This is a genomic window from Nodosilinea sp. FACHB-141, assembly GCF_014696135.1.
GTDB lineage: Bacteria > Cyanobacteriota > Cyanobacteriia > Phormidesmidales > Phormidesmidaceae > Nodosilinea.
In genome coordinates, this window is sequence record NZ_JACJPP010000013.1 from 297,322 (window position 1) to 322,976 (window position 25,655).

Consider the following 25,655-nt stretch of genomic DNA (forward strand, 5'->3'; position numbering starts at 1 on the left):
GGCATAATCTTCTACGAAATCATCCACCAGCAACCTCTATGACCAATCCCCTCCACGTATTAGTGACTGGTGCCACAGGGCGCACGGGAGCGATCGCTGTTCAAAAACTTCAGCAGCGGCCAGAGCAGTTTGTGGTCAAAGGGTTTGCCCGCTCTGAGGCGAAGGTGCAAGAACTGTTTGGCACAACGGAGGGGTTTGAGCTGGGGGATGTGAGCGATCGCGATCGCCTCCGAACCGCGCTGGCCGATTGCGATGCCCTAGTGATTCTCACCAGCGCTATCCCCCAAATGAAAGCTCCGCCAGAGCCGGGACAGCGGCCCGAGTTTACCTATCCCGAGGGGGGAACGCCCGAGCAGGTTGACTACCACGGCCAGATAAACCAGATCGAGGCTGCTAAAGCCGCCGGAGTAAAGCACATCGTTCTAGTCGGTTCCATGGGTGGCACCAATGAGCAACACCCCCTCAACCGCATGGCCAACGGCAACATTCTGATCTGGAAGCGCAAGGCAGAAGCCTATTTGATCGACTCTGGCCTCGACTACACCATCATTCGGGCGGGGGGGCTGCAAGATCAGCCGGGCGGCCAGCGAGAGCTGATTGTCGGCAAAGATGACCAGCTGCTAGCCAATCCTCCTGACGGCATTTCCACCTCCATTCCCCGCGCTGATGTGGCAGAGGTGGTGGTGCAAGCGTTGCTAGCGCCCACCGCCCGCAATAAAGCCTTTGACGTGATCTCTAAACCAGAGGGCACGCCCAGAGCTGTAGTTACCACAGATTTTGACGCTCTCTTTGCCCAAGCCACCCCAGGCCTGTAGCAAGACTCAAGCTGTGAGGTTAGACGCAGTTTCGGCCAGCTTGCGCTCACGCACAAACATAAATAAAGCAAAGCCAAAGGCAAAGGAGATCGCAAACATCAGGACAATGTAAATGCTCCAGAGCCTGAGTTTCAGCCGCCGCCCCTCTGACCAGATAAACGTGATTACCAGCAACAGCGCAATGGTGAGATCTACAGCGACAAAGCTAGAGGCCGGGTTAGCCCAAACCTGCTCGATAAAGGCAGACAGGTCAAAATTTATCAGGTTGGTGGCGGTAAACTCACCCTTAGTGGCAATGGTGAACTGGACCAGGTAGTAGTTCGTCCAGATAAAGCCGATCAGGGTCAGTGCGGCATAAATAGCTTGACGAATGAGAGTTCCGGACATGGGTAAGACTCAGTAAGCTTGGCCTATTCATTGCCCCAAGCGATAGCTTTAACAGGGCTGTTGGGCGAATTCTATCAACTGCCGGAGTCAGGCCATGGGGTCTTAAACCGAATCCTGTATGGTTACAGCCATTTTGTAGGGGCATTGCAGTGCAATGCCCCTATGAGATCCCTGTTTGGAATCGGGGTTTCTCAAAGCGGATTTTGTATTAGACGTAGGCTATGTGTGTGATCGCTACTCTGAAAGGCGGCAGCGGCTAAAATCGATCTGTGGCCCAGTGGAATATTGCACTAGAGTTCGCCCAGCAGACAGAGCCGCACTGCTGGTGGCATAGGTTTCGCCATCGGTGAGGCTCGATAGCTCAGGCGTTATTACCCAGCAGCAGAAGCCCGTCGAATGCTGATAAGTCACAGCCACAAGCCAGTCAGCTAGGGCAATTAGAGTGTTGAGTTGTTCAGGTGCCATAACTAACCTCCTCCATCGGTTTGGGAGGCTTAACTACAGGAAGACCGAGTTCAGCATTATTGGACGAACTAAGTAACTACCTATTGCGATCTAGGTCAATTGTACTATACTAGTTATCTGAAGACAACTGTTCCGGGGTTCAGGCGTCTTGTCCTAAAGCATTGAGGCGACTATGGCGGCAAAGAAAGGCGGAAGCAAAGAGCAAACCGAAAAGGAAAAAGCCCTCACGCTGGTGCTGGGCCAGATTGAGCGCAACTTTGGCAAAGGCTCCATCATGCGCCTAGGCGATGCTGCCCGCATGAAGGTTGAAACAATTCCCACTGGCGCACTAACCCTCGACCTAGCCCTAGGCGGCGGCCTGCCCAAGGGACGCGTCATTGAAATTTATGGCCCTGAGAGCTCAGGCAAAACTACCGTGGCCCTGCATGTGCTGGCCGAAGTGCAGAAAATGGGTGGAGTCGCGGCTTTTGTCGACGCTGAGCATGCCCTCGACCCGATCTATGCCGCTGCTCTGGGTGTCAACGTCGAAGAACTGCTGGTATCCCAGCCCGATACGGGTGAAATGGGGCTTGAGGTAGTGGATCAGCTGGTGCGATCGTCCGCCATTGACGTCGTAGTGGTTGACTCCGTAGCTGCCTTGGTACCCCGAGCTGAGATTGAAGGCGAAATGGGCGATGCCCACGTGGGCCTTCAGGCCCGATTGATGAGCCAGGCTCTGCGGAAGATCACCGGCAGCATCGGCAAGTCGCAATGCACAGTCATCTTCTTGAACCAGCTGCGGCAGAAGATCGGCATCTCCTACGGCAACCCCGAAGTCACCACCGGGGGCAATGCCCTCAAGTTCTACGCCTCGGTGCGCCTCGATATTCGTCGTATTCAAACCCTGAAGAAGGGCACTGAAGAATACGGCATTCGCGCCAAGGTCAAGGTCGCCAAAAACAAGGTAGCCCCACCCTTCCGCATTGGCGAATTTGACATTCTCTTTGGCCAGGGCATCTCGACTATGGGCTGCCTAGTTGACCTAGCCGAGCAGCACGGCGTGATCGTTCGCAAAGGAGCTTGGTACAGCTACGAAGGCGACAACATTGGCCAAGGGCGTGAGAACACGATTCAGCGCCTGCAAGAGGATGCTGAGTTTGCCGCCAAGGTCGAAGCCCAGGTGAGAGAGAAGCTCGAAATCGGCGGCGCGATCGCAGATATAGCCGACGTGGAGATCGAGGTCGAAGACGAAACCTACCTGGACGAGGACGAGTAAACTCGGCATCGTGTCCAGGCAACACTCTGGCCTGCCTTAGCTCAGACTTTACCGGCTTGGTCGAAAAGCCCAGGCTCTCAGTATTGAGGGTCTGGGCTTCTTTTTTTGCGGAATCCATGCAGACGCCGGTTTGGACCTTGAGGAAGCGCTTTGGGCTCCTATTCACGCCTGGCGATCGCTAGGCCAACTGCAAGCTGTTGCAGCCATTCAATCTCTCACCCAGGTGTTGCAGCAGCACGACAAACCCAAGCTAAAACACTTCGAACCTTTCAGACCTGCTCTAAGGGGGAATAAGGCCCTACTAGCCAAAGCCCTGTTATCAAGCCGTAAGCAGCCCAGCCTGAACCATGTACCAAACCCAGTAACGTCGGCGGCAGGCTCTGGCAAAGCGCTGCACACAGCGCTGCACTAACGCCGCCGCTCACCGCGCCACCGAGCAGGCTAACTACAAGCCAGCCCCATATTTGGCGATTCCCCTGGGCTAAGACACTTCGCCCGGCGCGGTGGCTCAAGATCAGCATTTGGGCGATCGCCATGCCCCAAATCATCAGCGGCACGACTACTACCACTACCCACAGCCCCTCCTCCCACAGACCAAAGATGCGCCAGAGGGCATCGGCCACTGGGGTATAAATGCCCTGCATCAGCGATTGCAGAAAGGTGCTAACGATCCAGCCTAGGGCGCTGGCTAGGGGCCACCAGCGAAAGCCGCCCATAGGCCTCAACACAAACCACTGCAACGACCCCACAATGGCTCCAGTCAGAATCAAGGTGGCCATAAATTGCAGGCCATTGTTTTCTAAAAAGCCGGCAAAAAAGCCGCCCACCAGGTTGGCCAACACCCAGGCCGTCAAAAATATAGCCGCCCGTGGCCTAGAGTCGATCGCTCGATTAGAGACGTTCATAGTCGCAGCCCTTGAATAATAGTGTCTAGGTGGGGCTCAAACGCTTCCACCGCCGCTTCGTCCGAAAAAGACCCGCTGGGGTCGCCGCTAATCACCCCAGTGACAAACACATGGACGAGGTTGCCATCGGTAGTCACATAGCCTATCCCCCGGTCAAACAATGCCCCGTTGGGGTGGGTAATGGTGTAGCCGTAGCGCAGCCCTGGCAGCGAACCAATGGCAATGTCTTGCGGCGGTTCGCTGGTAAAGGTGAGAGTCGGGTTACCAGTTTTGCGATCGCTCTCAAGGGCCACGTAGTGATCGGCCACCCAGGCCTGTAAAAACTGCCGTCGAGACTCTTCTGTGACTGGGGCACCGCCTTGGAGATTGGCGTCGTCGAGGGAAAGGCTAAACCGTTCTACAGAGCCAATCAAATCGCCATTGGCTTCCACACACAGCAGCACCTCATTTACACAGGGCTCAACCTGCCAGTTTTCAGGAGCCGAAACCGGCCCTAAAATATCGGCCCAGCCGGTTGCAGGAGCGATCGGTTCGGTGACCACTGCCCCGGTTTCTGGTGGTGGGTTGGGCTGGGGTGCCATCGGCGGCACCTCAGTGCAGGCGATTAAGACATTTGAGACTAAAACTATTCCAGCTAAGGCTGGACGTCGAAGCGAGAGGCTCATGGTGTTTGGAGTTGAGAGCAGTTCTAGCTCGCCGCCGCTGCTTGGTACGGGCGGGGCAAGGCACAGGAGCCAAGGCAACTGGTGATTATTGCCTTCTGACCTGAGACGACACGTCTGAAACGGGCGAGAGCCATACCATCACGGTACTTCCGGGACACAGCGCCATTTCGCACGATGTGACAGAGTTTTGCTGTGCCTGTTCCTATGATCTCCGGTGTTTGAATACTGCTAAGAATGGTTACCAGAACTGAAACGCGCCGATCGCAGACAGCGCCGGCAGTGCCGTTGTCATTCACTCATGGCCCGATGACTACCTCACCGATCCGGCAGGCGATCGCGGCGATCGCTTGGCCTGTGGGGTAACTGTGCCAAACCAATAGAGCTATCCTCAGCCCATCTCACGAATTGCGAAAGCGAAAGGCCAGTAGCGAAGGACGCAGGCAAAGATAAGCAAGAGGGCCAAATAGGGGCACCCAGGCTATTAGCCAAAACAGCTGAGAGTTTGGCGTCAGCCCCCGTCGCGCCATGTCATCTTGCAATAGCGTTGGATAGGGAAACAGCACACAGAACAAAACAAAGGCAATGCTCATGCCGTGGACAAAGCGATTGGTCAAAAACGCTTGAACAAAGCCAGCCCAGTCGCCCCACAAACCAGCAAAAAGCACCAGGGCGATCGCGCTGATGGTCAAAATTACCCCCGTTGCGCGCGAATCGAAAATCGCCAGCCCAAGGTCTTGGTCGCCGCTAAACTCCTGATTTGGTTGACGCAGGGCCAGGTAGGGAATTAGAGCAATCACACCAGTGGCGACCGACCCCAGCATAAACAGCCAGGCTGGGAGCGACTGCATTCTGCCGTCTGGAAAAATTAGACTGCTATAGATCAGCAGCCAAATGCCGACTAGGCTAAACATCGACAGAAGCACGGGGTTGATCGATGGAATCTGCCCGGCCAGGAGCGCTTGGATCGGTTGAAACGCATCGGCTGGCAAAGGGGGTGCAAAAAACAGCACATAAACAATAAAGCCGAGCCAGATCAGCCAGAGCGTCAACGTTCGAATCATGAGTTTGGCCTCGTTTCTTCTGTTTGATTGTTGAGGCCAATGGAGGGCAAAAACACCCACCAAAGATAGATTGATGATCGAAACCAAACGACGGGCAGGTATTGATGCTGAAGGACTTCTGCACCCATACACAATGCCATAGTGCAAAATTTCCTTAGTGCAGGATGGCCAGGACGTTAATCTCAGCTGAGTCAATTGCACCCAGACCACGCCGACCAATCGGCAAAAAACTTTAAGATAAGTAAAGACCTACCTGTCGCTGGGAGCTTAATCCTTTCGTGCAACTTGCTCATCGTCCAACCGATGGTTGGGCTGAACATTCCTCACCAGACCCCATCGTGCTAGACACCCGTGATCTCTCCAAGGTATATGGACGGGGCAAACAGCGGTTTGAAGCGGTGAAGCAGGTCTCTTTAGCCCTGCACCAGGGAGAGGTGCTAGCCTTTTTAGGACCCAACGGTGCCGGCAAGACTACCACTATCAAGATGATTGCTGGCTTAATTCGTCCTACCCAGGGGCAGGTTACCGTGGTCGGAGAAGACCCCCACCGCCAGCCCCGGGCGCTGCGCCACATTGGTGCTGTGCTGGAGGGCAACCGAAATTTGTACTGGCGCCTGACGCCGGAAGAAAATCTGGAATATTTCGGCGTCCTGCGGCAGGTGCCTCGTAAGGTGGCCCATCGTCGGGGACTAGAACTGCTTGCCCGCTTTGGGCTAGAGGAAAAGCGCCAGACCCCGGTGCAAAAGCTCTCGCGCGGGATGCAGCAAAAGGTGGCGATCGCCGTCGCCCTGATCCATAATCCCAAGCTGCTGCTGCTAGATGAACCCACCCTGGGGTTAGACGTGGAGGCCAGCGAAATGGTCAAAGCCCTGGTGCGCCAGATTGCCCAGGAAGGCCGCGCCGTGCTGTTGACCACCCACCAGCTCGACGTGGCCGAAGAACTCTCTGACCGAGTGGCGATCATTCGTCGGGGGCGCATCATTGCCGAGCAGTCTACCGAAGCCTTACTGCGAGAATTTTCTAGCTCCACCTATCACCTGGAGGTGGAAGGCGAGCTTTCCCCCCAACAGATCCACACCGTGACCCAGCTAGGGGCAACGGTGCAGGGAAGGCAAATTATCTACGCTGGCACCCCGGAAAATCTCTACGGGCTGCTGGGGGCGCTGAGCCCTCTGCCGCTAGTTTCGGTGCAGCGCGATCGCGCCGACCTCACCCAGGTATTTCTCAAACTGGTCAAAGACCAACCGGATGATTCTCCATGATCGATCTGCTGCACGCCGAACTCAAGCGCACCTGGATTCAGTTCATCCGCTACCCCACGGAGGTGATCTCAGGAATCGTCATCATCCTGGCTGTCTTCTATGGTCTGTTTACCAGTGCCCAGTACATTGCCGGGCCTGGGTTTGCCTTTGGCGATCGCCTTGATTCGGTGGTCCTCGGCTATGCCATGTGGACTCTGATTATTTCTGTCAACAATGACATTGCCATCAATCTACAGATCGAAGCCGAAACCGGCACCCTAGAGCAGGTTTTTCTCTCTCCCTATGGGGCACCGCGAGTGTTTTTGGCCAGAGCCTTTGCCAGCCTGGCCCTGCGGTTGGTCATTCTGATCGTGGTGTTGCTGCTCTTGATGGGGCTTTCTGGCAGTCGCTTGGCATTCCCTCCCATCTTGCTGCTGCCGCTGACTTCGCTGCTGCTGGCCGGTTATGGCCTGTCTTTTTTGATGGGAGCGGCGGCGCTGGTGTTTAAGCGGGTGCAGCAAGTTTTGGGAATCTTTCAGTTCCTGCTGCTGTTTCTGCTGGCGGCCCCGCTGGAAGAATCGACGGGTCTGATGCAGTATCTGCGGTTTCTGTTGCCCATGCTGCCCAGCACCGGCCTGCTGCGCGACCTCATGGCCCGAAGCCTTGGTCTAGACTGGTTTACCTATGGTCTGGCCCTGCTCAACGGGATCGTCTATTTTGCCCTGGGGCTGCTGGTGTTCCGCTGGGCCGAGGCCACTGCCAAGCAGCGGGGGTCGCTGAGCGGGTACTAGACCAAATCTCAATCGGATAACCCTGGTTCATTCCCTATATGCCGTAGGGGCATTGCATGCAATGCCCCTACAAAGTGGCTAAGGAGCGACTGGGCGAATGGGGCCGTTATAGACGACTTGAAAGGTCCGGTCAGGGTTTACCAGCACCTCCGTTTCAAAGGAGAAGGTGGGGTTGCCGTTGATATCTCTATCTTCGGGGCGAAAGCCCTTGAAGGTAAACCGTAGGGAACCATCCTCGTTGACCACCACAGGGGCCTTTGCCGTGGGGCCATGCATTGCGGGCTCGGCCATGTAGTTTCCTAACCCCCCATTGACGGTCTCGGCGGCAGCGCGGGCTATGTTTCTGCCTCGCGTCAGGAAGAGTTGGTCTACTTCGCTCTGGGGCTGGGGACTGGCGGGGGCAGCGGGGGATTGGGCAGGGGTGCTGGTTGGGGAGAGGCTCACCACACTCAGGGTGAGGGCTAAAACTAACCAATATCGCATCGCAAAATCTACTCAAGGATAGGACGACAGCTCATACGGTTTCCCTAAATTACGACTACATCCCTGGAGCAGGGGCTAGGGTAGGCGACCTCTAGAGAACCCGGTAGAACAGCAGGCAAAACTGCCGCAGCACCCCAACTAACTATAGCGATTCTGGGCGGAGAGCAGGACAGGTGGTGCGAACAACCCCTGGCCCACAAAAATGAGTTATTCCCTTGGCATGTATTTCACCAAAGCTTTCATCACTTCGTGGGGTTGAAATTGCAGGGGGCGATCGCTGTTGGGGGCACTGAGAAAGTCTGTCCACTCGAAGATTTCGGCAAAGCCGAGCTGGTGGAGGGCAACGACGATGGAACTCACAGAGCGCTTGCTGCCGATGACGAGAATTTTGACAGATTCGCGATCGGGGTGGGGGTTAGCTGTGGAGCTTGAGGGTGAGTTCGAGGTGGACTGGCTCAGAGGATTCAGGGTTGAGGATGCGAGCACTGTAGCGAGCGGTGGGGTTAGATTCCATAGCTTTTGTCAACCATTAGGACGTTTCGAAGCAGCTTATCCTGCCTAAAGGTTGACTGTCAACCATTAGGATGTGTCTGGATGGGTAAAACTCTGAAACTATGAACGCATGGGAAAAGCAGGCAAAGCGCTCAAGCAGGTTTTGGAGGACTACAGCATCAGCCAGTTTGCATTGGCGGTGGCTATGGATGTGGAACGCAACAACGTCTACCGCTGGGTCAATGAGAAGCGTGACCCAACAGCTGAGACAGTGGTGGAGATGGTTAGAGCGCTAAAAACCCTCAATTCTGAAGCCGCAAAAGCCTTCGTCGAACACTACCTCCTCAACGAAATCTTGTAGGGTGGGCACTATTAGCCCTACTTGCTACTTGCTTCTGTATAAAAAACTTCTTAAGTGATTTATACAGAAATTCATGGTTCAGAAGCCCATGTTTGGCAATCAGAAAAAGTGGTTTGCTCTGGCCAAGCCTCTAATATAGGTTTATCGCCTATCCGGGCAAGCAATGTTCTTGTTGTTTCCTTGTCTTCGGCTAAGCAAGCAAATCTAGCGTAGTTATTTATGTTCCACGCATCTGGATAAAGAGCGATAATGTCCTCAAAACCCGCCTTCATTTTCTCCCAACTTATTTTTGAACCGAACGGGTTCTCCTCAAACTCGGGATGCAAGTTAATTGCTCTCCAGTAAATACGAGCATACATCCCTCTTCCTTCGCACTTACTGGTTATAGTGGCTGCATCATCCGCAAAGTCAGCAGCCTCGCTAAAACTGCCACTCCACTTAGGCAACAAATACTCGAAGGCCGTTTGGTAAGTTTCCTGATAGTAGGGTTCTTTGGATACAGCGTCCTTTAGAAGCTTATTGACCTCTAGTTGGCTCCAGCCTTGCAATCTAGCTATAGTTAGCATTCGGACATACCACTCGGGATCGCTACTAGCAAACTCCTTACTCTCTTCTAGGCTTACTCTAGCCAATTCAACATTTTCATAAAAAGGTTCCCATGCTTCTGGAGGAACCTCATTAGCATATCCTTCTCCTCTAAAATACCAAGCGCGGTTTATGAGAAATGAGCTATATGCAATATGTGCAGCAGGCGATTTGGGGTATTTTTTGATCCATTGCAACAACTTTGCTTCAAAGCTTGTCCAATCTTTCTCATGATTGTAATCAGCGGGAAAAAGTCCGTCATAGAAAAGCTGGAGTTTCCATCGACCGTTCGGTGTTCGACTTGTTCTTTGTCTGTATAGACTATAATAACTTTCTAATTTTTCAAAGTCACTAGACGACAAAGCAGTTTCTGCTTGTGAGTAAATACTTTCCCTGGTCAATAATTCCGATTGTTCAGAACTCTGAGCCTGAACACAAGGCATGGTCGAGGCAGGTATGTCTGAGGAAATAGAAGTTTTGGTGGTAGATAGCGTAATGGTTAATGGGAGAATATGGCATCCCGAAAGAAGAAATAATAATGTCAAAGAAGTAGCTTTTCTTATTTTAAGCATAGCGCAAGAGACTATTTATCAAGGAAATCCTAGTTAGATAAATAGCGTAACATGATGCGAATTATCACAACATAGATGGCCGCTTCCAAAGTAAAAGAACAAAAATTGCATGAGGAGAGCATAAAGGTAGGCTGACAAGGTCGGCAGTGAGGAGGTGAGCTAGAAATTGCGACACTTCTAGCATCGATCTCCTTATGAACGAGATTTTTGTTCAATCTGCTCAGGCGAAAAGCTAAATAAGCAAACGGCTGGTGGGCAGTGCCCACCAGCCACCACGCGCACTTTGAAAAACGCGCAGTGCTGGTCATACAGCTTCACCACATTCCGCCGAAACGTTGCATTACGAACAAAAATTCTGCTCGGGAGTCAGAATAAAAACAGGGTTGGCGGGATTCGAACCCACGACCTGCCGCTTAGGAGGCGGCCGCTCTATCCTGCTGAGCTACAACCCCAGGTCTTTGGCCATTCTACACTCTGGCCTAGGGGCAAGGCTAAGCGCGAGTAAAGATCGCGCGGTGGACGGGCAGCCCCTGCTCTAGGGTGACCCGCTCGCGATCGGTCTGAGCCGGGAATGGGCTTTGGGGCAGCCAGTCTTCGCCCTGGCGGAGAAAGTGAGGATTTTCGGCGATGCGATCGCACATATCCACCGCCACCTCTTCCACATCCGACTGCACCACCAGTCGCCCACCAGACGGCAGAAATTCCGCTATGGTGCTCACCAAATCGGGTTGCAGCACGCGCCGCTTTTGGTGGCGCTTCTTAAACCACGGGTCAGGAAACTGGATAGACACCTGCTGCAAAGGATTCTGGTCGCCCCAGCTTTCTAGCAGACCCCGCAGGGAAATGTTGACGTTGCAGTACATAAAGTGCAGATTGGTCAGCCCCGTTTCTTGCTGCCGCTTTTGGGCCGATTCGACCACAGGCTTACGAATTTCGAGACCCAAAAAATTCCACTCGGGCTGAAGCTGAGCCATTTGCAGCAGAAACACGCCCTTGCCGCAGCCAATGTCGATGTGCAGCGGTTGCTGAGCGTTAGCAAACACCGTCTCCCAAGCAGGGACTTCGACCGGAGCCTGATATTTTCCGCTCAGGGGGTTAACGTGCTGACGCACCCGAACAACAGCCACGGCATTGACCTCTAGCAAACCACAGCCTTCTATCATGCCACTTTGGTTTGGCAAATAAACCAGGTTGAGCAGCGGGGAGGCCCAATCGGGCAGCGGTTAATTCTCGGGATGCCAAGTTAGCTTATCTACCGAATCTAGCGGCAAGGGGCTAGGCTGGTAAGGAATTCTGATCAGTAAGTTTGTTTAGCTCCATGGGACAGCGTTTTCGCTTCGCGATCGTCAGCGACCCTCACATCGCCCGACCCGAGACAATTTACAATGGCCCCCACCGCTTTCATTTAGTCGAAGTCAGCATTCCGGGCATTGAGCAAATTTTTGACCACCTAGAAACGCTGGATCTCGATTTCTTGCTGCTGCCGGGCGACCTCACCCAGCACGGCGAATGGGTAAACCACCAGTGGCTGATCGATCGCCTCAAGCAACTGCCCTTTCCGGCCTACGTGGTGCCGGGGAACCACGATGTAATTGCCCGCGACGCCAGCGATCGCGCCATTGGCCTTCACGACTTTCCTCGCCTGTACCAAGACTTTGGCTACAGCGACGGCAAAACCCTGCACTACCAGAAGGAAATTCTCCCTGGCGTGCGGCTGGTGACGCTCAACTCCAATGCCTTTGAGCACAACGGCGAGCAGATTCGGGTGGGCTATGTGGACCAAGCCCAGCTGGACTGGCTAGAGGCCACCCTGGCGGGATACGCTGACGACCTAATCCTGGTCATGCTGCACCACAATGTGTTGGAGCACCTGCCGGGGCAGTCTAACAGCCCCCTGGGCCAGCGCTACATGGTCAGCAATGCCGAGGAGATCATCCAGCGGCTAGAGGCGGCGAGGGTGCGGTTGATGTTCACGGGCCACCTGCATGTGCAAGACATAGCTCGCCGGGGCGACCTGTGCGAGGTGCTGACCGGCTCACTGGTCAGCTACCCCCACCCCTACCGCATTGTGGAGATTGAGCATGGCGATGGCGAGCTGCGCATGGACGTGCGATCGCGCCGCCTCACCGCCGTTGAACCCTGGGATGACTTGCAAGCCATGTCGCACCAGTGGATGTGCGATCGCGCTGGGTGGTTTATGACCAAATTTCTCGTCAGCCCGCCAGTTGGGCTAGAGCAGGCTCAAGCTGAGGCGATCGCCCCCAAGCTGCGGCATTTTTGGGCAGCGGTGGCCGACGGCGATACCCAGCTCGACTTCTCACACCTGCCGCCCGACGTGCAGCAGCGGCTAGCTCACTTCAACTCAGTCGATAGCGACGGCAACCCCCAGGCGATCGACAACACCGCCACCCTGGTATGGCCCGCTAAATAAAAGAAATCCCTGGCTTCTCGGAAAAGCCAGGGAGCTGAGGCTAAAGCAAGCTAACCCTAGAACACGAAGTTCTCGGCGTTGTTTAGCGCCGCTGCATCTACCCCTTGAAAGGTAATGAAGTCGGTGAACTGGGTGCGGCCACCGCCAACGCGGTCTAGATGAAGGGAGAGCTGAATGCGATCGCTGTTGCCCAGGCTGCGAATCTGCACCAAACCATCGGCGAGGGGATTGCTGCCGGTGTAGCCAATGTCCGCCAGCAGGTCGGTGAATACCAGCTTGTCAGCGCCGACCTCAAAGTCGGTGATGGTGACACCGGTCTGCCCAGTGCTGGTATAGACAATCTGGTCACGCCCACCGCCAGTGGTAATTAGGTCGGGGCCGCCGCTGGCCAGAATGGTATCGTTTCTGTCGGTACCCACCAGCACATCGCTCTGAGCCGTTCCAGTGATCACATTGGGAGCCTTGATCGTCAACCGGGCCAGCACCGGGTCGTGGTCGCTGGCCTGGAGAGATTCGGCTAACTCGGTGTTGACATGCACTGCATCATACTCCGCCGTGGCCGCCAGGCTGTCGCTGACCAGAATATGGTCGATCGCCTGGGAGCTACCTTGGAAGATATAGGAGTAGCGCTCGTTCTCCGGCAGGGTATTGGTCAGATTGGTGAGTCCGGCACTCTCCAGCCCTGCCACGGGGGAGACAAACTCAAACTCGTTGAGGTCGCCCAGCACCACCACGTTAGCGGTGGGGTCGCTGCCCAGCAAGCTGTTGACGTAATCCTGCACCACTTGCGATTGTGCCTGCCGCTGGTCTACTGAGCCATTGACCGTGGGGTCTTCTTGGCGGGCTTCAAAGGGTTGTGCGGTGCCAAAAATAGGAGCACTGCCGCCCTTTGACGAAAAGTGATTGTTTACCAGGGTGACTGCTTCGCCGTTGAAGTTAAAGGTGGCGATTAGGGGTAGGCGGGCGCCAGCAAAGGCTTCGCCGCTGCCCTGGCTGCCAATGGTAGCCACCGAACCTTCAACCAGGTCAACCCGGCTGGGGTCGTATAGGTAGGCAGTGCGAATATTGGCTCCGGGCTCACCGCCGCTGGCGTTGTTGGTGATAAAGGTGTTGTCGATAAAGGCATAGGTAGGCCCCCCGGCAGCGGCGATCGCATCCACTAGCGTTTGCAATGTCACATTCGCTGCCGTTACCCCATCGTTGGTGCTGCCAGAATTATCCTGCACCTCTTGGAGGGCAATGACATCGGGGGCGTTGAGGTTGCTGACGATCTGCTGGGCGATCGCCGCAAACTGCCCACTGGCAACGTCGGTGTCGCCGTCGCCATCGTTGGGGTCAAGGTTGAGCACGTTGTAGCTAGCCACCGTGAGCTGGTCGTCGCCCTTGGTTAAGGTGCTGACCTCCCGCTGCAGCCCCGCCGACTGCACATTGCCCGTAAAGTCCTCGGTAGCGACAATTTGGAAGTTGCCGAAGTCGTAGTTGACTACACCAGTGACATTCCCCAGATTGTCGCCTACGTTGACCTCGGGGAAAGCAAAGTTGAACACGCCGCTGTCGAGCTGAATCTGCACCCGCTCCGGGTTAAAGTCGTCAGGGCTGAGATTGAGGGTGCCGCGAGTACTCAGTCCCGTAGCCCCTGCACCGCCGTCAACCACCCCAAAGATTTCGCCAAAGCCGTTGGTGCCGTTGACCACCAGCAAATCTTGAGCGGTGACGCGCATGCCCTCTAACGACTCGAAGAAGTCGATGCCGTCAGTAACGGGGTCAAAGCTGCCAAAGGCGTCGTCGTCAATATTTTCGGTGGGGGGCACGCGGCCGCCCTGGCCAAGGAGCACCGCCGCAGGCAGGACATTGCCGGTGCTCAGGGTGGTGATGGTTAGGCTGCCGCCGAGCTGGGTCGTTGACAGGTTACGGGTCGAGGCCCCACCAGGGATAAACTCCGACACCATGCCAGCAACCTGTAGCCCATCGCCCACTGCTACGGTAGGGGCGCTGCCGGTAAACACAAAAATGGCATCGGCAGTGGCAATGTTGCCGTCGCCCACAGCGTCTTGTAGATAGAAGCCGTTACTGTCAATCGCAGTGACAATCCCCGTGGTTACCACCTGCTGCCCAACCAGAGCAGAGCTGTGCCCCGCCCCCTGAATGTCGTAGATAGCGGTGAGATCCACAGGCGGGGGCGGAGCCTCGACTACGGCGTTGGCGGCACCGGGGGTATTCAGCGCTTCACCCTCCACAGGCGTACCCGCAAAGCCAGGAATGCCTGCCAGATCAAAGTCGTTGCGCACCCAGCCAGCGGCGGTATCGGTGTCCGTACCGTTGGGAATGCGCGAGGCCCCGCCTACCCGCTGGGTGCTGCCGTCGTAGCTGGGGGCGAGCACTACCGGGGTGTAGGTGCGATCGCTCGCCCCACCATCGGTCACTGCCACGCCATCCACCACGCTGGCCCAAGGGGTAACATCCACCACGCCATCACCGTTGGTGTCGATGACCTGATTGACGCTGCCGGTAAAGCCTTTGACCAGCAGCAGGGTTTGGGTGCCGTTCTGATAAATGTTGTTCAAAAAGCCCGTCGTCCAGTAGCCGTTGGCGTCAGTACTGCCTATGGTCTGGGCAGTGGTAATGCGGCCCAAGGTGCTGCCGCTGTCGCCCTCGATTTGCAGCAAGGTGTAGCGCGAATAGTTGGTGCTGGCCGTGCCGAAAATTTCCGCAAATTCGTTAATATCGGTGCCTGTGTGGTCAAACACAAACTCATTGATCAGCGGTTCTGCTGGGTCGCTTACCCCACTAAAGATTTGGCCAGCATTGGCTGCGCCACTGGTGTTAGTAGCGGTGCGTGCCCAGGCGAAGTCTTCGTAGGTGGTGCCGGTGCCGGTAAGCTGTAGAGAAGCACCAACCGCTTCTGTATCAGGCTGAGAAATGCCAATGTTAGTGCTGACAAGGCCTGCCGCCGGGCCATCAACGGCGGTAAAAAAGCCCTCGTAGCTGATGAACTGCACAACCTGGTTCAGGTTATTGACCAGGGCAAAGCCGTCGGGAACACCGTTTTGTAGACCGTTGCTGGGGTAATTAATTACCACGGTGCCAAAGCCATTGCCCTGATCGGGAATCAGACCGCTGAGCGTCTCGTTGGCGGCGGGGGTGGTGTAGACCAAACCATTGGTGCCGTTGTAGCGCACGATGCGCCAGCCGGTTAGATCGGTACCGGCTGGGCCAGCGATCTCAATAAATTCACCAATATCGGTGCTCGTGTTGTCGTAGTGAAACTCGTTGATAAAAACCGAAGTTGCCATTAGAACGTCACCAAATGAGTAAGGGTTCACGATGGCCGCGTCAAACCGAGCCCCACAGAATGTGGAGCCGGGCCGCGCAGCAGCGCTATTACAAAGAGCTATTTGCAGGTGGATGGCTTAGAGCTGGTTTAGATGCAGTCTGGTGGGTCAAGGGAACGGCAGAAAGAAATTGAGCCCAGCTTTTTTTGTTGATTCTGTGGTTTGCTCTGCATTTCACAGCTGATTAGCTATAGCGATCGCTGTCGCCCTGAAATGTCAGTGTTTTCACACAAGACAGTATCAGAGCACCGCCGCCGGATCGGTAAAGGGAGGTTTAACAGTGATTTAAATCCGTCCGGCTTTCTATGACCTTTATAGAACCGCCCTAAGCAGGGGCTATTGAATGAAATTTTCGTAAAGGAAAATCTTGTACAGGTGTCTGTGGCGATGTGATACGAGGGGCTAATCAGCGCGATCGCCGTAAGATTCTATGCCCCTGAGGGTAAACACGGCCAACTCTACTACTGGTCACTTCACCAGACAATGATCACTCAAGGTCTTTGCCGGTCAGACGCAGATAGCCGAAGTATATGACCCCCACTAGCCCCAGCAGCAGCAGCACCAACACCTGGAACGGCACATAAGAGAACACTAGGAAGCGGATTTTGCTGAGAAACCAGGCCAGGCCCAGGTAGCCAACACTCAGGAGGGCTAGCCCCTGAATGGCCCGGTACGCCGGAACTTGCTCTAGTGGCAAACGCTGCCTTGTCACCCAGAGGGATACGCCAACGTAGTAGCAAGGGGCCAGCATCAACAAAATATCGGCTTCTTTAACGACTCTGGCCCAACCGCCGTTTTGGGTGGCAAACATCAGGTAGCCAACAGCCGAAACCAAGCTGAGGCTGGCCATGCCAAGATTAAAGTTGAGAATAAACGGTTCCTCCTGTCGCCCCGGAATGAGGATGCAAAGCCCCAAGGCTAACCACGGCGCAAAGAACAGCACGAGCAGCACAGCGTGTCTGTAGGCGACAAATAAGGTGAAGAGGTCTTGCAGCGTCATCTCAGTCTTTTGGGGAGAGCTATCCATAAGGCTACCCCTTGGAGAGGATGGAGCGGCGCAAACAAGGGTCAAACCGTTATCGTCGTTACAAGCACCAAAGGGTGCCGTCATCGCGCAGCGTGACGCACCTTTCCAGGTTCGGGCACTTTTTGAATAACCCCAACACCATTAGGGCCATATCGAATGACCGCCGCCCCTATCTCTCTGATGAAGCTGATTTTGCTGCTCAAGGGCAATACGGAAGCTTAAGATAGGTTCTGGCACATGCCTCAGACAGCCAGCCAGAAGGACACAGCTATGGCCGCTCCCAAGCAGCCCACCTCCAACAGTTTCAAAAAGCTCCAGGGATTTTTGCGATCGCGCGTTGGCCAGGCGATCGCCGACTACGGCATGATTGGCGAGGGCGATCGCATCATGGTCTGCATCTCAGGCGGCAAAGACTCCCACACGCTATTGGATATCCTCCGTCACCTCCAGCGCAGCGCCCCCATCCACTTCGATATTCTGGCGGTGAATCTCGATCAAAAGCAGCCAGGGTTCCCGGCACAGGTGCTGCCGGAGTATTTTGAGGCGATCGGTGTGCCCTACCGCATCGTCGAGCAAGATACCTATAGCACCGTCAAGCGTGTGATTCCAGAAGGCAAAACCATGTGCAGCCTGTGCTCGCGCCTGCGCCGGGGCATTCTCTATCGGGTCGCCGCCGAGGAAGGGGCTACCAGAATTGCTTTGGGCCACCACCGCGACGACATGATCGAGACTCTGTTTCTCAATATGTTCCACGGCGGCAGGCTCAAGGCCATGCCCCCCAAACTGCTCACCGACGATCGCCGCCACATCGTCATTCGCCCCCTGGCCTACTGCCCCGAGGCCGACATCGCTCGCTACGCCCGCTACCGCGAGTTTCCGATCATTCCCTGCACGCTGTGTGGATCGCAGGCCAACTTGCAGCGTGCCCAAATCAAGGAAATGCTGCAAACCTGGGAAAAGCAGTGGCCCGGGCGCACCGAGACCCTGTTTCGCAGCCTGCAAAACGTTGCCCCCTCACAGCTCGCCGATCCCGCCCTGTTCAACTTTGGCGGCTTAGAGTCGGCTCGCGTGGTTTTTAAGGATGGGGATGACATGGATGAGGACAGCAGCAATTTAGAGGCAGAGTTTAACCCAGCTACAGCGCTATTTACCGAGGGGTCACCGCCAGCTCCAGCATGGCTACAAGGTACCTATTGAGCCATAAATGGGGCAAACCATCTGGGTAGATAGTTCGCCCCAATTAACGAGCCGTCATTAGCAGGACGGTTCGCACGGCAGTTAGCTAGGCTAGCTCGGCAAGCCTAGCATTGCCCTGTCTAAGCCATTGCCAATCTAGACAACCGCAATGTCTGTATGGGCAACTGAACCCAGCCTAGCTAGCTGCACCTGGGCAAAACCAGCGCCACTGCCATCTTGGTCAAAGTAGAGTGCCCCCACGGTGTCGTCAAAGACAAATCGCTGGCTAGTTGTGGTGGCCGACGACCCAACGACAAACTGACTGACATCCAGCAAGCCAGCACTCAGGCCGCCCCCAAATACACTGCCGTTGATTTGAATTTTATCGGTTCCACTTGCAAAGTCATATAGGTAATCACCCCCTTCGGTGAAGTTGTTGTAGCCAAAGGTGTCGCTACCACTCCCACCCAAGAGATAGTCCTCACCAGCACCGCCAACAATTAGGTCATTGCCATTGCCTCCATAGAAGGTATCGTTGTCTGCCTCGCCATCGAAGCTAGCCGTGGTGGTGTATCCGTAGTAGTAGGAGTAGTAGTCATTGATGTAAACCGAATCTGCACCTACTCCACCCGTAAAGGTAAGGGAGCTGTTGTTGTAGCTAGAAACATATACAGAATCGTTACCGTCACCTCCGCTGAAGGTCAAGGAGCCACCATTGGACAAAGTCGCGGAGTCATTACCTGCTTCGCCATTGAAAATCAAGGACCCACTGTATAAAGTTGCGGAGTCATTGCCAGCGCCGCTATTGAAAGTTAACGAGCCGCCGTAAGCATATACATCGTCATTGCCAGCACCGCTATTAAAGATATCTGTACCACCGTAGGACTTAAAGTTATCGTTGCCCGCCCCAGTGGTAATCGTATCGTCGTAGCTTGTTCCTGTGAGCTGCAGGTTTTCAATACCGCTGAAAACAATTTTGTAATTGTCTACTAAAGCGGTACTACTAGTACTAGTAGCCCCCATTTTAAAAGTTAGGCCACTGCTGGCAGACTGGGTGTCGAGCGATAAGGTATCGCCATTGGCACCATGGGTACTCCCCACTACCGTTTGAGTAATTAGCGAAGCGAGCCCCCCCGTCGTGGAAAGATTGAAATAATCGTCACCACTGCCACCATTGAGGGTATTGCTGCCCGTCACCTGGTTCAGAAAGAACGTGTCATTGCCACCGTCCCCATTCAAAATATTGTTGCCGCTAGAGTAGCTAGCGTGGAGATTGTCACTCTCTAAGCCGCCCTTCAGGGTATTGTTACCGCTGGAATAACCAGCGTAGAGAGTATCGGTACCAGTGCCACCATCTAGAAAGTTAGCCCCAGTTGAATAGTTAACATCAAGATTGTCACTCTCTGAGCCGCCCTTTAGGGTATTGTTACCGCTGGAATAGTAAGCGTAGAAATAATCATTACCAGTGCCACCGTCTAGAAGGTTAGCTCCAGTTGAATAGTTAATATCTAGAGTGTCATTCTCTGAACCACCCTTCAGGGTATTGTTGCCTTCTCCACCAAAGAGATAGTCATTGTCGCCACCACCATCAAGGCTGTCATTTCCCTCACCGCCAATGAGGGTGTCGTTGCCGTCTAAGCCTTTAAGGACGTCATCACCCTCTAAACCCTGCAGGTAGTTATTACCAGTATTTCCTGTGAGGATATTGTTTAAGCTATTGCCATTACCATCAATATTGGCAAATCCTGTTAATACTAGGTTTTCTAGATGATCGCTCAGTGCAAAGCTAACTGAGGTTTTAACGGTATCAATACCGCCATCATCGCCATCCAAACCCCCATCTTCAGAAACAATGTCGCCTGCATTATCAACAGTGTAGGTATCATTGCCACTGCCACCATACATGGTGTCGATTCCTAAGCCACCATCAAGGCTGTCATTTCCCTCATCGCCATATAGGGTGTCGTCACCACCTAAGCCTTTGAGGATGTCGTTACCCTCTAAACCCTTGAGGACGTTGTTACTGTTATTTCCTGTAAGGGCATTGTTTAAGCTATTACCAGTACCACTAATGTTGGCAGATCCTGTTAATACTAGGTTCTCCAAATAATTGCCCAGGACAAAGCTAACCGCGGCTTTAACGGTATCAATACCACCATCATCGCCGTCCAAATTTTTATCTTCAGAAACAATATCGCCTACATTGTCGACAGTATAGGTGTCATTGCCGCTGCCACCATACATGGTATCAATTCCTAAGCCACCATCTAGGACGTCGTTACCCGCTAAGGCATCTAAAATGTCGTTACCTGCCAGACCCTTGAGAACATCACCTAACGCTGAACCGACTAAACTGTTATCAAGTGCATTTCCGGTAAAGTTGGGCATAGGTTTCAGTCCTTCTGAAAATTTGGTAGAGTCGCTGCTCGAATGTATCTATTTCCAGCATTGATTAGATGCCCATCAAAAAGATTATTTTTGTCGCTTTGATGAACCTAAATCTGTCTGCTAGAGACTGATAGCTTTAGCAAAAAATAATTTCCTTCACCCACGGTTTCACAGTAGCCGAGCGCGTCTTTATAGGGCTAGCGCTTAAAAGTCTAAAAGCCAAAAATTTATTAAACTCCCGAAACTCAGTAATATTCGGTAAATTTCAAACATTTGCCTTGCAGGCATCTAAGTATTTATACGGTTGGAATGTAAAGCATATTACGGCCTTAGCGGATTTTCGTAGGGGTAGCACTATGTTTTCTGTATCGGCAAGCGGCATCGTCTAACCTGCGCTATAAACCAACCATCTCCTGACCTGCTACTACCAACTGCCCAAGCTCAACTCACCCTGGTGAGCGATCGCAGCTCAAAACCATGCTGCAAACCTGGAAAAAATAGTGGTCCGGTCGCACCGAGACCCTGTTTCGCAGCCTGCAAAACGTAGATCCCTCACAGCTAGCCGACCCGGCCCTGTTCGACTTTGGGGGGTTGGAGTCAGCGCAGATTGCTCCAACCGACAACGAAGTTGGGAATGCGATCGGCACCGATTTAGAGGCAGAGGTTGACCCGGCAATGGCGCTCTTTGCCGATGGGCTGCCGCTACCCATGGGTGCTGGGGCGGGAGAGCGCTAATTGACCCTAGCCTACCTAGGCAGAAACGCGCGATCGAGCACCTGCTCATGGGTGAACGGGCTCTCGATGGGGAAATTCTCTAGGCCAACCCCAGTTTCAGTGGCGGTTAGGTCGCGAGCCTCCTGGTAGCAGTCGGCAAATATCTGCTCAAAATAATCCGTCAGGCTAGGGCTAGTGCCTAGGGCTTCCTGTAACCGGCGACGATGCTCTTTAAGGGTAAACCGCCAGTTGTTAGAACGCTGTCCAGGCTGGTAAGCGTACTTGAGCAAATGCATCAGCACCACAATCAGGTTGCTGGTCAAGGCCTGTTTTTCGCTACGCCCCATGTCGTTTAGTTCTTTGAGTAAGTTGGCAATATCTACCTCCGCAAGTCTACCCGCTTTGAGCAGCTGGCCCGTAGTGTCGAGCCACAGAGCATAGTCTTGCTCATAGAGATTGGCTAGCGCAGCTAGGGCAGCGGTTTGAGGCGACATAGCGACAGTTGTAATAAACCTGCACTGCCATTGTAAGAGAGCGCAGAGGACGATGCGGAGAAAGCAAGACAGTTAATGGCCATCTCTAAGCACTAAAGTACTTCGCCGCCGGGTGATAAGCCACGATCGCCGTGGTCGACTGCTCAGGATGTAGCTGTTCACTTTCATCGATGGTCAAGCCAATCTGCTCAGCCTTGAGCAGCTCTATCTGCACCGGCTGGTCATCCATATTTGGGCAGGCCGGGTAGCCAAAGCTATAGCGCGACCCCTGGTAGCGCTGCTGAAGCACCTCCCGCAAGGTGCCAGGCTCCAGCTCCCCATAGCCCAGTTCTTGACGAATGCGAGCGTGGCACCACTCCGCTAGAGCCTCGGCGGTTTGCACCGACAGCCCGTAGTAGTACAGGTAGTCGGTGTATCGGTCATCCTTGAAGAGGCTCTGGGCGAACTCCGTAGCCACTTCACCCACCGTCACCGCCTGCATAGGGAATACGTCGAACTGGCCGGGCTTCGCCAGTTCCTTAGGCAAGAAGAAGTCGGCAATGCACAGCCGTCGCAGCGACTTTTGCCGGGGGAAGGTGAAGGTGGCGATGGGATCTGGGTGGATGGGAGAATCTATCTGCCCATCTGCTACAACAGACGGATCGTAGATATGCAAACTATTCCCCTCTGCCAGACAGGGGAAATAGCCGTAGACCAGTTGGGGATGGAGTAAGCCCTCTGCCAAAATCCGCTGCTTCCAGGTATCCAGAATGGGATGTACCGTCTCCTGCAAGAACGCATCGTACTCCTCACGAGATTGCTCTTGGGGTTTGCGGAATTGCCACTGACCCACAAACAGCGCCTGGAGATCGAGGTAGCTAAAGACGTCCTCCAGCGAAATCTCTGCCGGGGTGAGCACGCGGGTGCCCCAGAAGGGAGGCGTGGGGCGGGGAATGGTGGGGTCTACGGCTTCGGAGCGGGTGATGTCTTGGGGTGATGGGGTAATTGGGTGATCGAGTGATGGGGTAATGGAGTAATCGGGTGATGAGGTCACTCCATCACTCTTCAACTCCGTCACTCCATCACTCTCCAACTCCGTCACTCCATCACTCTCCAACTCCGTCACTCCATCACTCTCCAACTCCGTCACTCCATCACTCCCCACCGCCTCAACTTCATCCAAAAACCCACTCAGGTCATCCCAGTTTCCCGCCGCCTTCGCGGGCATGAGTTTGTCCATAAAGTGCAGGTCAGAGAAGGCATCTTTGCCGTAGACGACCTTGCCCTTGTAAGTGTTCTGGCAATCTTCGTGAACGAACTTGGGGGTCAGCGCCGCGCCGCCGAGGATGACGGGGACGGTAATGCCCTCTTGGTTGAAGGTCTCCAGGTTGTCTTTCATAAAGGCGGTGGATTTGACCAGCAGACCGCTCATGGCGATGCAGTCGGCGTGGTGCTCGCGATAGGCCTGGATGATCGCGTCCACGGGCTGTTTGATGCCCAGGTTGACCACCTTGTAGCCATTGTTCGACAGAATGATATCGACCAGGTTTTTGCCGATGTCGTGGACATCGCCCTTGACCGTGGCGATGATGAAGGTGCCCTTGCCGGAGCCGTCGCTGTCGGCTTTTTCCATGTAGGGTTCGAGATATGCCACGGCGGCTTTCATAGTCTGAGCCGATTGCAGCACAAAGGGCAGTTGCATTTGGCCGGAGCCAAACAGTTCACCTACCACCTTCATGCCGTCGAGCAAAAAGGTGTTGATGATTTCAAGCGGTGGATAGGTTTCGAGCGCCTTGGCCAGGGCATCGTCAAGGCCAATGCGCTCACCATCGATGATGTGCTGCTTGAGCTGCTCGTCGATGGGCAAGTCTTTGGCGATCGCCTCCTTTTTCTTCAGGCTCTTGCCCTCAAATAGGGTGGTGAGCTTGGTTAACGGGTCATAGGAGACAATGTCGCCGTCAAATTCGCGGCGATCGTAGATCAGGTCGCGGCAGACTTTTTGGTGGTCGGGGTCGATTTTAGCCAGAGGCAAAATCTTGGCGGCGCTAACGATCGCCCCATCCAGTCCCACTTGCATCGCCTCGTGGAGAAACACCGAGTTGAGGGTGACGCGGGCTACCGGGCTGAGGCCAAAGGAAACGTTCGACACCCCCAGCATGATGTGGCTGCCGGGCAGGTTTTTGCGAATCAGCCGAATCGATTCGAGGGTTTCGCGCCCGTTCACCCGGTCTTCTTCAATGCCGGTCGAAATCGGCAACGCCAGGGTGTCGAAGAAAATCTCGTGGGCGGGCAGGCCGTATTCCAAGGCGTCACGATAGGCACGCTGGGCAATTTGGAACTTCTTCTCGGCACTGCGGGCCATGCCGTCTTCGTCGATGGTGCCGACGACAATGCCTGCACCGTATCTCTTTGCCAGCTCCAGCACTTTGAAGAAGCGCTCGTCACCATCCTCGTAGTTCGTCGAGTTAAGAATGCACTTGCCCCCGGCCACTTTCAGGCCCGCCTCCATCTTTTGCCACTCGGTGGAGTCGAGCATCAGCGGCAGAGTGACGTTGGTGACCAGGCGCGACACCAACTCGTGCATGTCGCGTTCGCCGTCGCGGCCCACGTAGTCTACGTTCACGTCGAGGACGTGGGCGCCCTCTTTGACCTGTTCTCTCGCCAACGCCACCAGCCCATCCCAATCCTCCGCATTCAGCATCTCGCGGCACTTTTTCGAGCCGCTAGCGTTGAGCCGTTCCCCCACGATCAAAAACGAGTTGTCTTGCTCGTAGGGCTGGGGGCTGTAGATCGAGGCGGCGGCGGGGATGTAGTTGAGGGCGGGGCGGGGGGAGGGGTGGGAGGGTGGATGGGTGGATGGGTGGATGGGTAGGTGTTCTGTATCGGGTGACTCGCCTACACGCCCACTCGCCCACTCGCCTACCCTAACGGGTCTCGGCTTCGGCCGCAGATCCTTAGCCAACTCTGCCAATTGCGCAATGTGCTCGGGTCGGGTGCCGCAGCAGCCGCCGATCACCTGCACGCCGAGATCCTCGATGAAGTGCATCAGCGACATGCGCAGTTCCATCGGGGTGAGGCGGTAGACAGCATTGCCGCCCACGTTTTCGGGCAAACCGGCGTTGGGGATGCAGGAGATCACAAAGGGCGACTGCTCGGCCAGGTGGCGCACGTGGTCTTTCATCAGGTCGGGGCCGGTGGCGCAGTTGAGGCCCAGAATGTCGATGGGGTAGGGTTCGAGAATGGTTAGGGCAGCGGCCATCTCGGTGCCGACGAGCATAGTACCCTGCTGCTCCATGGTGACGGAGACCATTAGGGGCAGGCGCTTTCCTGTTGCGGTGAAAGCTTCTTCAATGCCGTTGAGGGCGGCTTTGATTTGCAGTACGTCCTGGCAGGTTTCGACCAGCATCAGGTCTACACCACCGTCGATCAGCCCCTTCGCCTGATCGACGTAGGAATCTTTGAGGGTGTCGAAGTCGATATGGCCTAGGGTGGGTAGTTTTGTCCCTGGCCCCATGGACCCGGCGACGAAGCGAGGTTTGTCAGGAGTGGAGTATTCGTCGGCGACGCGGCGGGCCAAGGCGGCGGCGGTTTTGTTGAGTTCGTAGGCGCGATCGGCCAAGTCATATTCGGCCAGCACGATCGCAGTACCGCCGAAGGTGTCGGTTTCAATCACGTCGGCCCCGGCTTCAAGAAACCCACGGTGCACGGTTTCTACAGCTTTGGGATTGGTGAATACCAGATATTCATTGCAGCCTTCGTACTCGGGGCCACCAAAGTCTTCCGCCGTCAGGTTTTGCACTTGAAGGTTAGTACCCATCGCGCCATCGAAGACCATGACGGGGCGATCGGGGCTGTGGAGGCGATCGAGAAAGGCGCTAGACATGGGGCTTAGAACGGGGTTGCGACAGAGATCACCTATTATCAACCATTGCCCCCTAAGAGCGCATCCAAAAATTAGCTTCCCAGGGCGACAGGTTCAAAGGCCAAGCACGTTTTTGGATAGGTTCTAATACGAAATCCGCCTTGAGAAACCCCG

The 25,655-nt window shown here is 54.8% G+C and carries 23 protein-coding genes and 1 tRNA gene; 9 read left to right on the forward strand and 15 right to left on the reverse strand.

Annotated elements, in window-relative coordinates; translation table 11 throughout:
* Positions 1-38: 38 nt before the first annotated feature.
* Positions 39-815, forward strand: coding sequence for an SDR family oxidoreductase (locus H6F59_RS15125; protein ID WP_190701561.1), 777 nt, complete (start codon positions 39-41; stop codon positions 813-815).
* Positions 816-821: 6 nt separating this feature from the next.
* On the opposite strand, the gene H6F59_RS15130 is transcribed toward H6F59_RS15125, so the two are convergent.
* Together H6F59_RS15130 and H6F59_RS15135 are read right to left on the reverse strand one after the other, a co-directional pair.
* Positions 822-1,202, reverse strand: coding sequence for a DUF2834 domain-containing protein (locus H6F59_RS15130; RefSeq protein WP_190701565.1), 381 nt, complete (start codon positions 1,200-1,202; stop codon positions 822-824).
* Positions 1,203-1,436: 234 nt separating this feature from the next.
* Positions 1,437-1,667, reverse strand: coding sequence for a hypothetical protein (locus H6F59_RS15135; protein ID WP_190514673.1), 231 nt, complete (start codon positions 1,665-1,667; stop codon positions 1,437-1,439).
* Positions 1,668-1,839: 172 nt separating this feature from the next.
* Here H6F59_RS15135 and recA point away from each other — a divergent pair, with 172 nt between their 5' ends.
* Positions 1,840-2,922, forward strand: a complete 1,083-nt coding sequence (recA, locus tag H6F59_RS15140; protein WP_190514672.1) for a recombinase RecA — start codon at positions 1,840-1,842, stop codon at positions 2,920-2,922.
* 269 nt (positions 2,923-3,191) lie between these two features.
* Here recA and H6F59_RS15145 read toward each other — a convergent pair whose 3' ends face one another.
* Together H6F59_RS15145 and H6F59_RS15150 are read right to left on the reverse strand one after the other, a co-directional pair.
* The gene (locus H6F59_RS15145; protein ID WP_190701569.1) at positions 3,192-3,827 is read right to left on the reverse strand and encodes a hypothetical protein; all 636 of its coding nucleotides are present in this window, start codon (positions 3,825-3,827) and stop codon (positions 3,192-3,194) included.
* On the reverse strand, positions 3,824-4,492 hold the full coding sequence (locus H6F59_RS15150) for a hypothetical protein (protein ID WP_190701573.1): 669 nt from the start codon (positions 4,490-4,492) through the stop codon (positions 3,824-3,826). The genes H6F59_RS15145 and H6F59_RS15150 overlap by 4 nt, the downstream gene beginning before the upstream one ends.
* A 290-nt stretch (positions 4,493-4,782) precedes the next feature.
* Here H6F59_RS15150 and H6F59_RS27660 point away from each other — a divergent pair, with 290 nt between their 5' ends.
* Positions 4,783-4,872, forward strand: a complete 90-nt coding sequence (locus H6F59_RS27660) for a hypothetical protein (RefSeq protein ID WP_348251285.1) — start codon at positions 4,783-4,785, stop codon at positions 4,870-4,872.
* Between the two features lie 18 nt (positions 4,873-4,890).
* On the opposite strand, the gene H6F59_RS15160 is transcribed toward H6F59_RS27660, so the two are convergent.
* A complete protein-coding gene (locus H6F59_RS15160) occupies positions 4,891-5,553 on the reverse strand; it encodes a hypothetical protein (RefSeq protein WP_190701577.1) in 663 nt (220 codons plus the stop codon).
* 278 nt (positions 5,554-5,831) lie between these two features.
* Here H6F59_RS15160 and H6F59_RS15165 point away from each other — a divergent pair, with 278 nt between their 5' ends.
* Together H6F59_RS15165 and H6F59_RS15170 are read left to right on the forward strand one after the other, a co-directional pair.
* Positions 5,832-6,815, forward strand: coding sequence for an ABC transporter ATP-binding protein (locus tag H6F59_RS15165; protein ID WP_313887221.1), 984 nt, complete (start codon positions 5,832-5,834; stop codon positions 6,813-6,815).
* Positions 6,812-7,585, forward strand: coding sequence for an ABC transporter permease (locus H6F59_RS15170; RefSeq protein WP_190514668.1), 774 nt, complete (start codon positions 6,812-6,814; stop codon positions 7,583-7,585). The genes H6F59_RS15165 and H6F59_RS15170 overlap by 4 nt, the downstream gene beginning before the upstream one ends.
* 78 nt (positions 7,586-7,663) lie before the next feature.
* Here the strand turns inward: H6F59_RS15170 and H6F59_RS15175 are convergent, their stop codons facing one another.
* The gene (locus tag H6F59_RS15175; RefSeq protein WP_190701581.1) at positions 7,664-8,068 is read right to left on the reverse strand and encodes a hypothetical protein; all 405 of its coding nucleotides are present in this window, start codon (positions 8,066-8,068) and stop codon (positions 7,664-7,666) included.
* A 207-nt stretch (positions 8,069-8,275) separates the two neighbouring features.
* Positions 8,276-8,554, reverse strand: a complete 279-nt coding sequence (locus H6F59_RS15180; RefSeq protein WP_242021486.1) for a hypothetical protein — start codon at positions 8,552-8,554, stop codon at positions 8,276-8,278.
* Between the two features lie 136 nt (positions 8,555-8,690).
* On the opposite strand from H6F59_RS15180, the gene H6F59_RS15185 reads away from it, so the two are divergent.
* Positions 8,691-8,921, forward strand: a complete 231-nt coding sequence (locus H6F59_RS15185) for a helix-turn-helix transcriptional regulator (protein ID WP_190701584.1) — start codon at positions 8,691-8,693, stop codon at positions 8,919-8,921.
* Positions 8,922-8,992: 71 nt separating this feature from the next.
* Here the strand turns inward: H6F59_RS15185 and H6F59_RS15190 are convergent, their stop codons facing one another.
* The 3 genes from H6F59_RS15190 to trmB form a co-directional block, all read right to left on the reverse strand.
* Positions 8,993-10,078 carry a DUF4034 domain-containing protein gene (locus H6F59_RS15190; protein WP_190701587.1) on the reverse strand — a complete coding sequence of 362 codons (1,086 nt, stop codon included), beginning with the start codon at positions 10,076-10,078 and terminating at the stop codon, positions 8,993-8,995.
* A 378-nt stretch (positions 10,079-10,456) separates the two neighbouring features.
* Positions 10,457-10,530: transfer RNA gene (locus H6F59_RS15195), tRNA-Arg, on the reverse strand.
* A 39-nt stretch (positions 10,531-10,569) separates the two neighbouring features.
* A complete protein-coding gene (trmB, locus tag H6F59_RS15200) occupies positions 10,570-11,205 on the reverse strand; it encodes a tRNA (guanosine(46)-N7)-methyltransferase TrmB (RefSeq protein WP_313887222.1) in 636 nt (211 codons plus the stop codon).
* Positions 11,206-11,396: 191 nt separating this feature from the next.
* Here trmB and H6F59_RS15205 point away from each other — a divergent pair, with 191 nt between their 5' ends.
* Positions 11,397-12,509 (forward strand): metallophosphoesterase, encoded by a 1,113-nt coding sequence (locus H6F59_RS15205; RefSeq protein WP_190701590.1) that lies wholly within the window; start codon positions 11,397-11,399, stop codon positions 12,507-12,509.
* Between the two features lie 56 nt (positions 12,510-12,565).
* Here H6F59_RS15205 and H6F59_RS15210 read toward each other — a convergent pair whose 3' ends face one another.
* A complete protein-coding gene (locus tag H6F59_RS15210; protein ID WP_190701593.1) occupies positions 12,566-15,802 on the reverse strand; it encodes an endonuclease/exonuclease/phosphatase family protein in 3,237 nt (1,078 codons plus the stop codon).
* A 526-nt stretch (positions 15,803-16,328) separates the two neighbouring features.
* Positions 16,329-16,868 (reverse strand): hypothetical protein, encoded by a 540-nt coding sequence (locus H6F59_RS15215; protein WP_242021487.1) that lies wholly within the window; start codon positions 16,866-16,868, stop codon positions 16,329-16,331.
* A gap of 270 nt (positions 16,869-17,138) precedes the next feature.
* Between H6F59_RS15215 and ttcA the strand changes: the two genes are divergently transcribed.
* Positions 17,139-18,065 carry a tRNA 2-thiocytidine(32) synthetase TtcA gene (gene ttcA, locus H6F59_RS15220; RefSeq protein ID WP_190701595.1) on the forward strand — a complete coding sequence of 309 codons (927 nt, stop codon included), beginning with the start codon at positions 17,139-17,141 and terminating at the stop codon, positions 18,063-18,065.
* A 135-nt stretch (positions 18,066-18,200) separates the two neighbouring features.
* Here the strand turns inward: ttcA and H6F59_RS15225 are convergent, their stop codons facing one another.
* A complete protein-coding gene (locus H6F59_RS15225; RefSeq protein WP_190701599.1) occupies positions 18,201-20,432 on the reverse strand; it encodes a calcium-binding protein in 2,232 nt (743 codons plus the stop codon).
* Positions 20,433-21,023: 591 nt separating this feature from the next.
* On the opposite strand from H6F59_RS15225, the gene H6F59_RS15230 reads away from it, so the two are divergent.
* Entirely contained in the window at positions 21,024-21,167 is a 144-nt protein-coding gene (locus H6F59_RS15230; protein WP_190701603.1) for a hypothetical protein, read from the forward strand.
* An 11-nt stretch (positions 21,168-21,178) separates the two neighbouring features.
* Here the strand turns inward: H6F59_RS15230 and H6F59_RS15235 are convergent, their stop codons facing one another.
* Positions 21,179-21,640, reverse strand: a complete 462-nt coding sequence (locus H6F59_RS15235; protein ID WP_190701606.1) for a DUF29 domain-containing protein — start codon at positions 21,638-21,640, stop codon at positions 21,179-21,181.
* Between the two features lie 85 nt (positions 21,641-21,725).
* Positions 21,726-25,502: a methionine synthase gene (gene metH / locus H6F59_RS15240; RefSeq protein WP_190701609.1), complete on the reverse strand. Its 3,777-nt coding sequence runs from the start codon at positions 25,500-25,502 to the stop codon at positions 21,726-21,728.
* Positions 25,503-25,655 lie beyond the last annotated feature (153 nt).